Raw genomic sequence first — 13897 nt, 5'->3', positions numbered from 1 at the left:
ATTTCTCACCGGACCACGCGGAAAGAATTACTCACCACGCACTCCGCCCTCCACCGTGCTACTGTCGACATCAGTTGCAGTTGTGGTTCCCGAAGCATGAGCGTCAACGGTCATGAGAATTGCCGGTCTTTTCCGGTTGGGGCGATCATCGCGGCGACACGGAATCCGCACGGTGCGGATTTCCGGGCACTGCCCCGAAGGAGAATTGATATGGCTTCCGGTACCGTCAAGTGGTTCAACGCGGAAAAGGGCTTCGGCTTCATCGAGCAGGACGGTGGCGGCCCCGACGTGTTCGCCCACTACTCGAACATCGCCTCGCAGGGCTTCCGTGAGCTCCAGGAAGGCCAGAAGGTGAACTTCGACATCGCGCAGGGCCAGAAGGGCCCGACCGCGGAGAACATCGTCTCCGCCTGACGCTGTCACTGTCGCGCAGCGCTTCTCACGAAGCGCTGCGCGCAGCACGAGCTGGGGCCCGCACCTTGGGGTGCGGGCCCCAGCTCTTTGCATAGAAGGACCCGTCGATTTCGGTCCGGCTTGTCTCGCAATTGTCCGTGCTGCATTTCTGCTGCGGAAATTCCTTGATATGCGCCGCATCGAGGAAGGTTCGCCATGAACCGCACGCGCACGCACACGCATTCCACCCGCTCCGCCCGTTCCGCCCGTTCGCAGCCCCGCGGCCGCACCCGCCCCCAGGGCGGGGGCCGGGCACCCTCGGGTCCGCCGGCCGAGTTCGCGCTCCCCCGGACGGTCACCCCCGCGCTGCCGGCCGTCGAGTCGTTCGCCGCGCTCGACCTGCCCGCCCCGCTGCTCGCCGCCCTCGCCGCCGAGGGCATGACCGTGCCGTTCCCGATCCAGGGCGCGACCCTGCCGAACACCCTCGCGGGCCGCGACGCCCTGGGCCGCGGCCGGACCGGCTCCGGCAAGACCCTGGCCTTCGGCCTGGCGCTGCTCGCCCGGACCGCCGGGAAGCGCGCCGAACCCCGGCGGCCCCTCGCCCTGGTCCTCGTGCCCACCCGCGAGCTGGCCCAGCAGGTGACCGACGCCCTCGCCCCCTACGCCCGCTCGCTCCGGCTCCGGACGACCACCGTCGTCGGCGGGGTGTCGATCGGCCGTCAGAGGCACGCGCTCCGCTCCGGCGCCGAGGTCGTCGTCGCGACCCCCGGCCGCCTCAAGGACCTCATCGACCGCGGCGACTGCCTGCTCGACCAGGTGGGGACCACCGTCCTCGACGAGGCCGACCAGATGGCCGACATGGGCTTCATGCCGCAGGTCACCGCGCTCCTCGATCAGGTGCGGCCGGAGGGGCAGCGGATGCTGTTCTCCGCCACCCTGGACCGCAACGTCGACCTGCTCGTACGCCGCTACCTGAACGACCCCGTCGTCCACTCGGTCGACCCGTCCGCCGGCGCCGTCACGACGATGGAGCACCACGTGCTGCACGTCCACGGCTCCGACAAGCAGGCCGCCACGACGGAGATCGCCGCCCGCGACGGACGCGTGATCATGTTCCTCGACACCAAGCACGACGTCGACCGGCTGACCCGCGACCTGCTCCTCAGCGGCGTACGGGCCGCCGCGCTGCACGGCGGGAAGTCGCAGGCGCAGCGCACCCGCACCCTGACGCAGTTCAAGACCGGCCACGTGTCCGTGCTCGTCGCCACGAACGTCGCCGCCCGCGGCATCCACGTCGACCGCCTCGACCTCGTCGTCAACGTCGATCCGCCCGCCGACCACAAGGACTACCTGCACCGCGGCGGCCGCACCGCCCGCGCGGGCGAGTCCGGCAGCGTCGTCACCCTGGTCACCCCGGGCCAGCGCCGGGGCATGGTCCGCCTCATGGCGGACGCGGGCATCCGGCCCCGCGTCACCGAGGTCCGCTCCGGCGGGGACGAACTGCGCCGCATCACCGGCGCGCAGGCCCCGTCCGGCGTCCCCGTCGTCATCGCGTCCCCCGCGGCCGAACGGCGCCGCGACGGCGCTCCCGCCCGCTCCCGCCGCGGCGGCCGCCCCCACCGGGTCGGCCGCCGGCCCGGCGCACGCGACGCCGCGTAGGACCGCCGCACGCGCACGCCGCACGCGACCGCCGGGGCGCGCCCGGCGGACCGGAACCCCCGGAGCCCCGGGCGCCCTCGCCCCGGGTGACCGGAGCCCCGGGCGCCCCGACCGGTCGCTCGCGTCCCCCCGTACGGCGTCCCCCCGTCACTTCCCCGCAGGAGGCCCCCCGTGACCCCGCTCCGCACGCAGCTCCGCCGGACCTCCCCCGACGAGACCATGGCGCAGGCCATGACGCAGACCGTGACGCAGGCCGCCGACCACATGACCGTCGAGGTGGCCCTGTCCGTCATGGCAGCCGCCCGTACCGGGCGGCTGCTCGTCTGCGACGGCGACGACCGGCCCACCGGCCTGGTCACGCGGGCCCAGCTCGCCGCCGCCCGCGCCGCCTCCTCGTACACGGACCGGCTCCGGCTCCGGGACGTCGTCGACGCCGCGCCCGCCCTCTGAACGTCCCTCCACCCGCCGTCCCCACCACCCCTGAGAGGCATCATGCGCTGTGTCATCGCCCGTTTCCCCTTCGACCTGACGAAGAGCGGCGTGCTGGAATCGATGAGGGGCGTCAAGCCCGAGCCGGGCACCGGCGAGTTCGTCACCATAGGCCGCCGCCAGTACCCCGCGAAGCAGGTCGGTGAGGTCCTCACCCGCCAGGACCGGCGCGACTTCAGCGCCGGCGAGGTCGTACGGGCCATGACCCGCCTCGGCTTCACCTGCGGCACGTTCCCCGTGGAGACGGCCGCCGAGACCTTCTGACCCCGTCCCGGACGCCCCGGGCACGGCGAGGGCCCCACCGGAACGTTCCGGTGGGGCCCTCGCCGTGCGTCCGCCGGCGGCTCAGTGGTCGGAGTACCGGAAGTCGCCCACCGTCCACGCGCTGACGTCCGCGATCGCGACGCGGTACATCCCGCCGGTCTCGGGAATGCCCACCGTGCCCTGGAGGATCCGGGCCAGGTGGAAGTGGAGGTGCGTGGGACGTTCGTCGTCCTTCCGTTCGGCGGGCGAGAAGACCCTGGAGAACTCGCCCAGCCGGGCGGAGTCCGTCAGGACCTCCGACACCCGCTCTCTCCAGAGGGCCTCGGGGGCCAGGCGCCCGGTGATGACCACGCCCCCCGCGACCACGGTCAGGGACATCTGATTGCTCTGCCCGGACTCCACCGTGGCGGCAATGTCAATCAGCAGTTCGTCAGGCTTCGACATGAGAGCCGATTCTAGGCGGCACGCCCTCCGGTGGTTGAATTTCCTCCCGGGGCTCCGAAGCCGTACGGCACCGGGGCCCCGAAGCGTCCCCCGGAAGAGGTGCAGATGACAGCGGACAATCCGCTCGGCGGCCGACTCGACGACGACGACTACCCGGCCTACACCATGGGACGGGCCGCCGAGATGCTCGGCACGACCCCGGGTTTCCTCCGCGCCCTCGGCGAGGCCCGCCTGATCACCCCGCTCCGCTCCGAGGGCGGCCACCGCCGCTACTCCCGCTACCAGCTGCGGATCGCGGCCCGCGCCCGGGAACTCGTCGACCAGGGCACTCCGGTCGAGGCGGCCTGCCGCATCGTCATCCTGGAGGACCAGCTGGAGGAGGCCCAGCGCATCAACGCCGAGTACCGGCGGGCGGCGGAACGGGCTGCGGAGGAGTAGGCGGAGGAGCCGACCGGGCGGACGCGGAACGCGCCGCCGAGGAACCGGCGCAGGCGTAGGCGGAGAGACCGACCGGGCGGACACCGGAACGCACCGCCGAGGAACCGGCCGGGCGGGCCGGGCCCCCGGCGCCGGGACGGGCCGGGCGCGGTTAGCCCTTCCGGGCGTCTCCGGTTGCCGTACCCCCGGGGCCGTTCGAGCGTGAGGGGATCGATCTTCCGACGCCCGACGCCCATGCCCGGAGGGCCCATGAGCAGCATCGACACCCCGGCCGACGTTCCCCGACCACGGGCGGCGGCGACGCGGCCCGCGCCCACCACCCTCACCTGGGTGACGCTGGCCCTGATGACGACCGCGTCGGTGGCGAGCCTGCGGGCCGCGCCGACGATGGCCGTCTACGGCCTGGCCTGCGTGTTCCTGTACCTCGTCCCGGCCGTCGTGTTCCTGCTGCCCACGGCCCTGGTCTCCGCCGAGCTCGCCTCCGGCTGGAGCGGCGGCGTCTACCGCTGGGTGTCCGAGGGCCTCTCCAAGCCGCTCGGGTTCCTCGCGGTCTGGTGCCAGTTCGCGATGACGATCTTCTACTACCCGAGCCTGCTCGCCTTCGTGGCCTCGACCATCGCGTACGTCATCGACCCGTCCCTCGCCTCGAACGGCGTCTACACGGCGATCGTCATCATGGTCCTGTACTGGACCGGCGTGTGGGTCTCCTCGCGCGGCACGAAGGCCCTCGCCGGGCTCTCCAGCTGGGGCCTGATCATCGGGACCCTCGTGCCCGGCACGGTCCTCGTCGTCCTCGGCATGGTCTTCCTCGGGCAGGGCAACGCGTCGGCCGCGCCGATGGACGCGAACCACCTGCTGCCGCAGTGGACGGGCCTCGCCAGCCTCGTCCTGATCGTCAACAACTTCCTGTCGTACTCCGGCATGGAGATGAACGCCGTGCACGTCTCCTCGCTCAAGGACCCGGCGAAGGAGTACCCGAAGTCGATGTTCCTGGCGGTGGGCCTGGTCCTGCTGATCTTCATCCTGCCGGCGCTCGCGATCAGCTGGGTCGTCCCCTCCGACCAGCTCAGCCTGACGGCCGGCGTGATGCAGGCCTTCAACGCCTTCTTCTCGTACTTCCACGTCGGCTGGATGACCCCGATCGCCGCCGTCATGCTGATCTCCGCCTCCCTCGGCGGCATGCTGACCTGGCTCGCCGGGCCGTCCAAGGGCCTCCTGGAGATCTCCCGCAGCGAGGGCTACCTGCCGCCGTTCCTGCAGAAGCTCAACAAGTACGGTATCCAGCAGAACATCCTGGTCACGCAGGGCGTCGTGACCTCGGTCATCGCGCTGCTCTACGCGCTGATCCCCAACGTCTCCAGCGTGTACTGGATCTTCTCCACCATCACCACGCAGGTGTACCTGATCGTCTACCTGCTGATGTTCGTCGCCGCGATGCGCCTGCGGAAGACCCAGCCGGACCATCCGCGCGGCTACCGGGCGCCCGCCCTGGGCCTGCTGTGCTCGGTCGGCCTGCTCGCCTCCCTCGCGGCCCTCGCCATCGGCTTCGTCCCGCCGTCGCAGTTCGGCGGCAGCAGCGTCTGGTCGTACGTGCTCGTCATCGGCGGCGGTCTGGTGGTCCTGGGCCTGCTGATCCCGGCGCTCTTCCTGAAGTTCCGCAAGCCGGACTGGCGCACGGCCGCCGCCGACGGACCGCACGCGACCGAGGGAGAGCAGGCATGAGCCCCACCCGCTTCGCCTCCGAGCACCGGTGGATCTACTGGGGCTCGATCCTGATCCTGGTCGCCCTCGTCGTCACCGGTCTGATCCGCTACGAGTCCGTGAAGCGGAACAACGAGACGCTGTCCAAGGCCAACCGGCTCCAGGAGGAGCTGGTCAGGGCCGGATACCCGTCCCCGGACACGGACACCGTGGAGCGGCTGCTCGGCACGGACGGCGGACAGGTCTGCGAGGCACCGGGCAACGCCCTGAAGACGGCGCTGTGGAAGATCCAGCAGTCCAACGGCGCCACCGGGCCCGGCCAGCGGCCCGTCATCTCCGACGACAAGGCCGTCGAGGCCGAGCGGATCGTCCTGAAGGTCTACTGCCCGGACAAGCTCGACGAGTTCGAGGAGGAGCTCGCGGACCTCAAGACCGACGGCACCGTACGCCGGTGAGGGGCGGGGTACCCGCCCCTCCGTCGCCGGGGTGTACGGCGGGCGGGCCGAGACCGTGGTCGTCGCGGACGGCGCCGTGCTGTCGGTGACCGTCGGGGACCGCACCCTCACCTCCGCCGTCACGGCCTTCCCGGACGTCGCCCGGCTCGACCGGGCCGGCTGGACGAGGAGTTCCCGAGGGGTGCCTGACCGGTGTGCCGGGGCGGACGGGGAGGTCCCGGGGACGGCCCGATCAGTGTCCCGGGGCGGACGAGGAGGTCCCGAAGGCGACCCGACCCGTGCCCCCGGCCGGGCGAGGAGGTCTTGAAGGCGACCCGACCCGTTCCCCCGGCGGAGCCCGTACGCGATCATGGCCCCATGAAGCTGCGCTGCGCCGTACTCGACGACTACCAGGGTGCCGCCCTCTCCTCCGCCGACTGGAGTCCGCTCGACGGCCGCGTCGAGGTGCGCGTCCTGCGCGAGCACCTCACCGGCCGGGACGCGCTCGTCGACGCCGTCGGGGACTGCGAGATCCTCGTCGTCATGCGGGAGCGGACGCCGGTCGACGCGGCGCTCCTCGACCGGCTGCCCCGGCTGCGACTCCTGATCACCTCCGGCATGCGCAACGCCTCGATCGACGTCGCCGCCGCCCGCGCCCGGGGCGTCACCGTCTGCGGCACGGCCAGCAGCTCCGAGCCGCCCACCGAGCTGACCTGGGCGCTGATCCTCGGACTCGCCCGGCACGTGCCGGCCGAGGCGCGGGCGGTGCGGGAGGGCGGGCCCTGGCAGTCCACCGTCGGCACCGACCTGGCCGGCCGGACCCTGGGGCTCGTCGGCCTCGGGAAGATCGGCGCCAAGGTGGCCCGGATCGGCCTCGCCTTCGGCATGGACGTCGCCGCCTGGAGCCCGAACCTGACGGAGGAGCGGGCGGCCGAGCACGGCGTGCGGTTCGTGGCGGACCGGCGGGAGCTGATGGCGGAGGGCGACTTCGTCTCCCTGCACCTGGTGCTCTCCGACCGCACCCGGGGCCTGGTCGGGGAGCCCGAACTGCGGGCGATGCGCCCGTCCGCGTACCTCGTCAACACCTCCCGGGCCGGTCTGGTCGACGGCGGGGCGCTGCTGCGGGCGCTGCGCGAGGGGTGGATCGCGGGGGCGGGCCTCGACGTCTACGACACGGAGCCGCTGCCCGCCGACGACCCGCTGCGGACCCTGCCGAACGTCCTGGCCCTCCCCCACCTCGGGTACGTGACGGAGGGGAACTACGGACGGTACTTCGGGCAGGCGGTGGAGGACGTCGAGGCGTTCCTGGCGGGTTCGCCGGTCCGCGAACTGGCCTGACGCGCGGCCCCTCCCGGGGCGCGGGACGCGCCCTGGCCCAGGCTCGTCCGCGCCAGGTCCAGGAACTCCTCCTCCGAGAGGCCCAGTCCGCGGGCCTCCGCCGCCGCCTCGCGCAGCCGGGAGACCAGCCGGGCGCGGTCGGGGGCGGTGGCGCCGGGGACGACGATGGCGCCCCGTCCCCGGCGGAGTTCGATCAGCCCCTCCTCGCGCAGCCGCTGGTAGCCGCGCAGGACGGTGTGGACGTTGACGCCCAGGGAGTCGGCGAGCTCCCGGGCGGCCGGGAGCCGTTCGCCGGGGGCGGCCGAGCCGTCGGCGAGCGCCCCCCGGACGCAGGCGGCGATCTGGTCACCGAGGGGGACGGCCGAGGCCGGGTCGACGCGGAAGAGCACGGTCAGAGCCTCCCACGCCGCTCGACGAGGGTGTTGAGGAGGGCGGCCGCGGTGTGCGCGTCGGACACGGTGACGGCGAACTCGCGCCCGCTGTCCCGCCGTACGACGAGGGCCTCGCCGGAGCGCAGGATGACGCCCGTGCGCTGCGGCCACACCCGGTAGCCCCAGCCGCCGAACTCGGCGACGGGGTCGACGTCGCGGACGGTGGCGCCCGTGACCTCGTCGAGCGGGACGCGGACGCGGGGCCGGGGGGCGAGGGCGGGCCGGACGGTGAGGCCGCGCCGGTCGACGGTGACCCGGACGCGGGCGAGGGCGAGGCCCGGCACCCCGACGACCAGCCCGAGGAGGGCGAGCCAGGCCTCGGGCCGGGGGGCCAGGAGCAGGGTGACGGGGACGGCGGCGAGGGCGAGCACCGCGAGGACGGTGAGGGTCCGGGAGCCGGTGGAGCGGGACCAGCCGGCGACCTCGCTCGGGCCGAGCGGGAGCCGGGGCCCGTCCGGGGTGCCGGGTCCGGGGGCCGGCTCCTCCTCGGGGACGAGCCGGGTCAGGGCCAGGCCCGCGAGGGCGAGGACGGCGGCGACGGCGGCCGCGACGGTGAGGTCGGCGAGGGGGGAGACGACCTCGGCCGCGTCGGCGGCGTCCAGGTTGTCCCGCAGGATCAGGACGAGCAGCGCTCCGGTGAAGCCGGCCGTGGCCCAGGCGCCCCAGAGGGCGGTGCGGCGGACGAAGAGGTTCCAGCCGGCGGCGGCGCCGAGGAGCAGGCCCGTGCTGACGAGGGCGTAGGCGGCGCGGCCGGTGAAGCCGTCGGCGCGGCCCCCGCCGTCGGGGCCGAAGTGGGTGGCGAGGGGGTCGGGGAGCCGGTCGTACCAGAGGGCGAGCACCAGCAGGTACGCGGCGGTCGCGAGGACGAAGGGGAGCGCGGCGAGCACGCGGAGACGAGGTGTTGCACGGTTCACGAAAACCTCCCTTGTTCGCACTCTACTAGAACAAGTGGCTTCAGGGAGGGCCCTCGGGCAGCGCGAATCGTCCGCCGAACGGCGTGAATCAGCGCAAAGGGGAGGTTTTCAGGCGTCGTTGGCGACCCCTCGCCGCGTCCTCGAAGGGTCGGCGAGGGAGGCGTGCGGGCGCAGGGGGTACGGGGGAAGTACGGCGGGTACGGCGGGTACAGCAGGCCCGGGGGCCCGGGGGCCCGGAGGCCCGGGGGCCCGGGGGCCCGAGGGCGCGGAGGACCGGCGGCGCGGGGGCGCGGGGGCCCGGAGGACCGGCGGCGCGACCTCCGGAGGGCTACCCGGCCCCGCAGTCGTGGTCGGCCGGGTCGACCACGACCCGGTCCAACAGACTTCGCAGCAGGGCCTGTTCGGCGCCGGTGAGGCCGCCGAAGAGCTCCCGCTCCGCCGCGTTCACCGCCGTGTCGACCCGCTCCAGGGCGGCCGCGCCCGTCTCCGTGATCTCCACGATGTGCCGGCGCCGGTCGGCGGGGTCGCGCCGCCGCTCCGCGAGCCCCTGATCCTCCAACTCGTTCAGGATCGCGACCAGTTGGCTGGGGTCGACTTCCATGGCGGCGGCCAGGTCCCGCTGGCTCATGGCGCCGGGGGCGAGCTGCATGAGCGTCATGACGCTCCTCGGGTGCAGCCCCGCGACGCCCAGGGCGGCACGGATGCGCGCGCCGGTGAGCTCCCCGCGGAAGGAGAGGAGGAAGCCGAGGCGGTCGTTCGGGAGGGCTGCTGCCATGCCCTCCACCGTAACAGCGGCCCTATTGTGGAGCGCCGTGAATCGTTGATACAGTTCAACGATTGAAGCTAACTTACCGTTGGAGTGCTCCCATGTTCATCGCCTATGCCGTCGTCGCGGTGCTGCTCGCCCTCGCGCTCTCCGGCTCCGCCTTCTTCACCTTCACGCGCAACCCGCAGATCACGGGCAGCATGACGAAGCTCGGCGTCCCGGAATCCTGGTTGCCGTGGCTCGCGACCGCGAAGGCGGCCGGCGCGATCGGCCTGCTCGTGGGCCTGGCCGTGCCCGCGCTCGGCGCGGCGGCGGCGATCGGCGTGGTCCTCTACTTCCTCGGCGCCCTCGTCACCCACCTGCGCGCGAAGGACTACGCGGTGGCCCCGGTCGCGGTCCTCGTCCTCCTCGCGGCGGCCGCCCTGGTCCTGCGCATAGCCTCCGCCTGACCGCACCACGGGAGCGGTGGCACGGGCACCGGTGTCGGCACCGGCACCGGCACCGGCACCGGCACGGGAACGCGAAACGGCCCGGCCGAGTGGTCGGCCGGGCCGTGACGCCGTACGCGACGGCGCGGAAGGGTCGCGCGTCAGTCGTCCGAGCCGTCCGCGTCCCCTTCGAGGTCGCCCTCCGTCTCCAGGAACACCTGCCGCAGCGCGGCCAGGGTCTCCGGGTCCGGCTTCTCCCACATGCCACGGGACTCGGCCTCCAGGAGGCGCTCCGCGATGCCGTGCAGGGCCCAGGGGTTGGCCTCCTTCAGGAAGGCCTGGTTCTCCGGGTCGAGGACGTACTCCTGCGTCAGCTTGTCGTACATCCAGTCGGCGACCACGCCCGTCGTGGCGTCGTACCCGAAGAGGTAGTCGACGGTCGCCGCCAGCTCGAACGCGCCCTTGTAGCCGTGGCGGCGCATCGCCTCGATCCAGCGCGGGTTGACCACGCGGGCCCGGAAGACCCGGGAGGTCTCCTCGACCAGGGTGCGGGTGCGGACGGTCTCCGGACGGGTCGAGTCGCCGATGTACGCCTCGGGGGCCGTGCCCTTGAGCGCGCGCACGGTCGCCACCATGCCGCCGTGGTACTGGAAGTAGTCGTCCGAGTCCGCGATGTCGTGCTCGCGCGTGTCCGTGTTCTTCGCGGCCACCGCGATCCGCTTGTACGCGGTCTCCATCTCGGCCCGCGCCGGGCGCCCTTCGAGCCCGCGCCCGTACGCGTAACCGCCCCACACCGTGTACACCTCGGCGAGGTCGGCGTCCGTGCGCCAGTCGCGGGAGTCGATCAGCTGGAGGATGCCCGCGCCGTACGTTCCCGGCCGGGAGCCGAAGATGCGGGTGGTGGCGCGCCGCTCGTCGCCGTGCTCGGCCAGGTCGGCCTGCGCGTGCGCCCGTACGTGGTTGTCCGAGGCGGACTCGTCCTCCAGCCCGGCCACCAGGCGTACGGCGTCGTCCAGGAGGCCGATGACGTGCGGGAACGCGTCGCGGAAGAAGCCCGAGATGCGCAGGGTGACGTCGATGCGCGGACGGCCCAGCTCCGCGAGCGGGATCGGCTCCAGGCCGTTCACGCGGCGCGAGGCCTCGTCCCACAGAGGGCGGACGCCGAGCAGGGCGAGGGCCTCGGCGACGTCGTCGCCGGCGGTGCGCATCGCGCTCGTGCCCCACAGGGAGAGGCCCACGGAGGTCGGCCACTCGCCGTTGTCGGTGCGGTAGCGCTCCAGGAGGGAGTCCGCGAGCGCCTGGCCGGTCTCCCAGGCGAGGCGGGAGGGGACGGCCTTCGGGTCGACGGAGTAGAAGTTGCGGCCGGTCGGCAGGACGTTGACCAGACCGCGCAGCGGGGAGCCGGACGGACCGGCCGGCACGAAGCCGCCGTTGAGCGCGTGCACGGCGTGCGCCAGCTCGTCGGTGGTGGCGGCCAGACGCGGCACGACCTGTTCGGCGGCGAACCGCAGCACGGCCCGGACGTCGGGGCCGTGGTCGGCCGCGACCGACTCGACCGCGTCCACCGCCCAGTCCGCCGCCTCCATCGCCTCGACGAGCTCGCGCGCCTTCGCCTCCGCCTCGTCGGCGGTGGTGCGGGTCGCGGCCGACTCGTCCAGGCCCAGGGCCTCGCGCAGACCGGGCAGCGCCTGCGTGCCGCCCCAGATCTGGCGGGCGCGCAGGATGGAGAGGACCAGGTTGACCCGGGCCTCGCCGGCCGGGGCGCCGCCGAGGACGTGCAGGCCGTCGCGGATCTGGGCGTCCTTGACCTCGCACAGCCAGCCGTCGACGTGGAGCAGGAAGTCGTCGAAGCCGTCGTCCTCCGGGCGCTCCTCCAGACCGAGGTCGTGGTCGAGCTTGGCGGCCTGGATCAGGGTCCAGATCTGGGCGCGGATCGCGGGCAGCTTCGCCGGGTCCATGGAGGAGATCTGCGCGTACTCGTCGAGGAGCTGCTCCAGGCGCGCGATGTCGCCGTACGAGTCGGCGCGGGCCATCGGCGGCACCAGGTGGTCGACCAGGGTGGCGTGCACGCGCCGCTTGGCCTGGGTGCCCTCGCCCGGGTCGTTGACCAGGAACGGGTAGACCAGCGGCAGGTCGCCGAGGGCCGCGTCCGGGCCGCAGGCGGCGGACAGGCCGGCGTTCTTGCCGGGCAGCCACTCCAGGTTGCCGTGCTTGCCCAGGTGGACCATGGCGTCGGCGCCGAAGCCGCCGTCCTCGGCGCGGGCCGCGATCCAGCGGTAGGCGGCCAGGTAGTGGTGGGACGGCGGGAGGTCGGGGTCGTGGTAGATCGCGATCGGGTTCTCGCCGAAGCCGCGCGGCGGCTGGATGAGGACGAGGAGGTTCCCGCGCCGCAGGGCGGCGAGCACGATGTCGCCCTCCGGGTTCCGCGACCGGTCGAGGAACATCTCGCCGGGCGCCGGGCCCCAGTGCTCCTCGACGTGGGTGCGCAGCTCCTCGGGGAGGGTCGCGTACCAGCGCTTGTAGTCGGCGGCCGGGATCCGGACCGGGTTCTTGGCCAACTGCTCCTCGGTCAGCCAGTCCTGGTCGTGGCCGCCGGCCTCGATGAGGGCGTAGATCAGCTCGTCGCCGTCGCCCGAGACCAGGCCGGGGAGGTCCTCGGCGGGCCCGAAGTCGTAGCCCTCCTCGATCAGCCGGCGAAGGAGGGAGACGGCGGAGGCCGGGGTGTCGAGACCGACGGCGTTGCCGATGCGGGAGTGCTTGGTGGGGTACGCGGAGAGGACGAGCGCGAGCCTCTTCTCGGCATTCGGGATGTGCCGGAGGCGGGCGTGCCGCACGGCGATCCCGGCGACGCGGGCCGCGCGCTCGGTGTCCGCCACGTACGCGGGCAGGCCGTCCTCATCGATCTCCTTGAAGGAGAACGGGACGGTGATCAGGCGCCCGTCGAACTCGGGGACGGCGACCTGGCTGGCGGCGTCCAGCGGGGAGAGGCCCTCGTCGTTCTCCTCCCACGCGGACCGCGAGCCGGTCAGGCAGAGGGCCTGGAGGATCGGCACGTCGAGCGAGGCGAGCGCCCCCGCGTCCCAGGCCTCCTCGTCGCCGCCGGCCTGCGCCTCGGCGGGCTTGGTGCCGCCCGCCGCGAGGACGGTGGTGACGATCGCGTCGGCGGTGCGGAGGGTGTCGAGCAGCTCCGTCTCGGGGGCGCGCAGGGAGGCCACGTACAGCGGGAGGGCCCGCGCGCCGGCGTCCTCGATCGCCTCGCACAGGGCGCCGACGAAGGCGGTGTTGCCGCTCATGTGGTGGGCGCGGTAGTAGAGCACGGCGATCGTCGGGCCCTCGGTGGCCTTCGGGGTGCGCTCCAGCGGGCCCCAGGTCGGGGCGGCGGCCGGGGCCTCGAAACCGTGGCCGGTGAGCAGGACGGTGTCGGAGAGGAAGCGGGCGAGCTGCTCCAGGTTGGCGGGGCCGCCGTGCGCCAGGTAGGCGTGCGCCTCGGTGGCGACGCCGACGGGCACGGTGGACGCCTCCATGAGCTGCGCGTCGGGCGCCTGCTCACCGCTGAGCACGACGACCGGCTTCCCGGCGGCGCGGATCGCGTCGAGCCCGTCCTGCCAGGAACGGAGCCCGCCGAGGAGCCGGACGACGACGAGTTCGGCGCCGTCGAGGAGCCCGTCGAGATCGGCGAGCGGGAGCCGGGCGGGGTTGGCGAACCGATACTCCACCGGTCCGCCGGCCGCGCGGGCGCTGAGCAGGTCGGTGTCGGAGTGCGACAGCAGCAGAAGCATGGCGAGCGCAGGCCTTCCTCGGGGTTGTCCGCGCCCCGGGTGGTCGTGTGGACGGCAGGAGTTCCTGACTCACCGGCCCGAGAACACCGGGCCGGCTCACAGTGGCGGGACCGCGCCGGAATCTCACCGGGCTTCCTCCCCGGGGTCCTGGGACCCCATGCCGCTTGCATCCTAGATCGTGAGCTCCGGACGCCGGAGGGAGCGGGAGGGTCGGGCGGATCACACCGGCACCGGGCCGGGACCGGGCCGGAGCGTGCCGGGCCGGCCCGCGCCTGTCCGACGCGCGGAAAGCCGGCCCTCGCGCCCCCGCCGACTCCCGGAAAGCCGGCCCCCCGCCCCCACCTCCCCACTCGTGGGAAGCCGGTCCTCGCGCCCCCGCCCGGGCGCCCCGAGTCAGGCTGGTCACACCCCGTCGACCG

The 13897-nt window shown here is 73.5% G+C and carries 13 protein-coding genes, 1 pseudogene and 1 riboswitch; of the genes and pseudogenes, 9 read left to right on the top strand and 5 right to left on the bottom strand.

Annotated elements, in window-relative coordinates:
• The first annotated feature begins 210 nt into the window (after positions 1-210).
• The 4 genes from ACWGSR_RS04355 (at position 211) to ACWGSR_RS04340 (ending at position 2805) form a co-directional block, all read left to right on the top strand.
• Positions 211-414, top strand: a complete 204-nt coding sequence (locus ACWGSR_RS04355; RefSeq protein WP_030206327.1) for a cold-shock protein — start codon at positions 211-213, stop codon at positions 412-414.
• A 195-nt stretch (positions 415-609) separates the two neighbouring features.
• Complete coding sequence (locus tag ACWGSR_RS04350; protein ID WP_453563407.1) at positions 610-2052, top strand: DEAD/DEAH box helicase; 1443 nt, start codon at positions 610-612, stop codon at positions 2050-2052.
• 171 nt (positions 2053-2223) lie between these two features.
• Positions 2224-2502, top strand: coding sequence for a CBS domain-containing protein (locus ACWGSR_RS04345; RefSeq protein ID WP_453563405.1), 279 nt, complete (start codon positions 2224-2226; stop codon positions 2500-2502).
• Positions 2503-2544: 42 nt separating this feature from the next.
• Positions 2545-2805 (top strand): SCO5918 family protein, encoded by a 261-nt coding sequence (locus ACWGSR_RS04340; RefSeq protein WP_376233163.1) that lies wholly within the window; start codon positions 2545-2547, stop codon positions 2803-2805.
• Positions 2806-2886: 81 nt separating this feature from the next.
• Here the strand turns inward: ACWGSR_RS04340 and ACWGSR_RS04335 are convergent, their stop codons facing one another.
• Positions 2887-3249: a hypothetical protein gene (locus ACWGSR_RS04335; protein ID WP_376231833.1), complete on the bottom strand. Its 363-nt coding sequence runs from the start codon at positions 3247-3249 to the stop codon at positions 2887-2889.
• A gap of 105 nt (positions 3250-3354) precedes the next feature.
• Here ACWGSR_RS04335 and ACWGSR_RS04330 point away from each other — a divergent pair, with 105 nt between their 5' ends.
• The 4 genes from ACWGSR_RS04330 to ACWGSR_RS04315 all read left to right on the top strand — a co-directional run bounded on the left by ACWGSR_RS04330 (position 3355) and on the right by ACWGSR_RS04315 (position 7160).
• Entirely contained in the window at positions 3355-3687 is a 333-nt protein-coding gene (locus ACWGSR_RS04330) for a MerR family transcriptional regulator (protein ID WP_376231832.1), read from the top strand.
• Positions 3688-3936: 249 nt separating this feature from the next.
• Complete coding sequence (locus tag ACWGSR_RS04325) at positions 3937-5409, top strand: APC family permease (protein WP_453563401.1); 1473 nt, start codon at positions 3937-3939, stop codon at positions 5407-5409.
• A complete protein-coding gene (locus tag ACWGSR_RS04320) occupies positions 5406-5843 on the top strand; it encodes a hypothetical protein (RefSeq protein ID WP_376231828.1) in 438 nt (145 codons plus the stop codon). The genes ACWGSR_RS04325 and ACWGSR_RS04320 overlap by 4 nt, the downstream gene beginning before the upstream one ends.
• Positions 5844-6200: 357 nt before the next feature.
• Positions 6201-7160, top strand: a complete 960-nt coding sequence (locus ACWGSR_RS04315; protein ID WP_376231826.1) for a D-2-hydroxyacid dehydrogenase family protein — start codon at positions 6201-6203, stop codon at positions 7158-7160.
• A gap of 35 nt (positions 7161-7195) precedes the next feature.
• Here the strand turns inward: ACWGSR_RS04315 and ACWGSR_RS04310 are convergent.
• The 3 genes and pseudogenes from ACWGSR_RS04310 to ACWGSR_RS04300 all read right to left on the bottom strand — a co-directional run.
• Positions 7196-7549 (bottom strand): annotated as a pseudogene (locus ACWGSR_RS04310) (GntR family transcriptional regulator); the annotation flags it as partial.
• Between the two features lie 2 nt (positions 7550-7551).
• Positions 7552-8505, bottom strand: a complete 954-nt coding sequence (locus tag ACWGSR_RS04305) for a DUF1648 domain-containing protein (RefSeq protein ID WP_376231825.1) — start codon at positions 8503-8505, stop codon at positions 7552-7554.
• 328 nt (positions 8506-8833) lie between these two features.
• Positions 8834-9280, bottom strand: a complete 447-nt coding sequence (locus tag ACWGSR_RS04300) for a MarR family winged helix-turn-helix transcriptional regulator (protein ID WP_453563397.1) — start codon at positions 9278-9280, stop codon at positions 8834-8836.
• Between the two features lie 92 nt (positions 9281-9372).
• On the opposite strand from ACWGSR_RS04300, the gene ACWGSR_RS04295 reads away from it, so the two are divergent.
• The gene (locus tag ACWGSR_RS04295) at positions 9373-9720 is read left to right on the top strand and encodes a DoxX family protein (RefSeq protein ID WP_376231822.1); all 348 of its coding nucleotides are present in this window, start codon (positions 9373-9375) and stop codon (positions 9718-9720) included.
• 140 nt (positions 9721-9860) lie between these two features.
• On the opposite strand, the gene cobN is transcribed toward ACWGSR_RS04295, so the two are convergent.
• Positions 9861-13478: a cobaltochelatase subunit CobN gene (gene cobN / locus ACWGSR_RS04290; RefSeq protein ID WP_453563395.1), complete on the bottom strand. Its 3618-nt coding sequence runs from the start codon at positions 13476-13478 to the stop codon at positions 9861-9863.
• A 39-nt stretch (positions 13479-13517) separates the two neighbouring features.
• A riboswitch (cobalamin riboswitch) is annotated at positions 13518-13655 on the bottom strand.
• Positions 13656-13897: the final 242 nt, after the last annotated feature.

The sequence above is a fragment of the Streptomyces sp. NPDC055632 genome (assembly GCF_053618675.1).
Note: the sequence above shows the minus strand (reverse complement) of the source record. Positions and strands in the feature narration are given on the sequence as shown.

Coding starts and splice junctions, on each gene's coding strand:
- ACWGSR_RS04335 (WP_376231833.1), bottom strand. CDS start 3,249: ATGTCGAAGCCTGACGAACTGCTGATTGACATTGCCGCCACGGTGGAG.
- ACWGSR_RS04350 (WP_453563407.1), top strand. CDS start 610: ATGAACCGCACGCGCACGCACACGCATTCCACCCGCTCCGCCCGTTCC.
- ACWGSR_RS04315 (WP_376231826.1), top strand. CDS start 6,201: ATGAAGCTGCGCTGCGCCGTACTCGACGACTACCAGGGTGCCGCCCTC.
- cobN (WP_453563395.1), bottom strand. CDS start 13,478: ATGCTTCTGCTGCTGTCGCACTCCGACACCGACCTGCTCAGCGCCCGC.
- ACWGSR_RS04355 (WP_030206327.1), top strand. CDS start 211: ATGGCTTCCGGTACCGTCAAGTGGTTCAACGCGGAAAAGGGCTTCGGC.
- ACWGSR_RS04295 (WP_376231822.1), top strand. CDS start 9,373: ATGTTCATCGCCTATGCCGTCGTCGCGGTGCTGCTCGCCCTCGCGCTC.
- ACWGSR_RS04320 (WP_376231828.1), top strand. CDS start 5,406: ATGAGCCCCACCCGCTTCGCCTCCGAGCACCGGTGGATCTACTGGGGC.
- ACWGSR_RS04330 (WP_376231832.1), top strand. CDS start 3,355: ATGACAGCGGACAATCCGCTCGGCGGCCGACTCGACGACGACGACTAC.
- ACWGSR_RS04340 (WP_376233163.1), top strand. CDS start 2,545: ATGCGCTGTGTCATCGCCCGTTTCCCCTTCGACCTGACGAAGAGCGGC.
- ACWGSR_RS04325 (WP_453563401.1), top strand. CDS start 3,937: ATGAGCAGCATCGACACCCCGGCCGACGTTCCCCGACCACGGGCGGCG.
- ACWGSR_RS04300 (WP_453563397.1), bottom strand. CDS start 9,280: ATGGCAGCAGCCCTCCCGAACGACCGCCTCGGCTTCCTCCTCTCCTTC.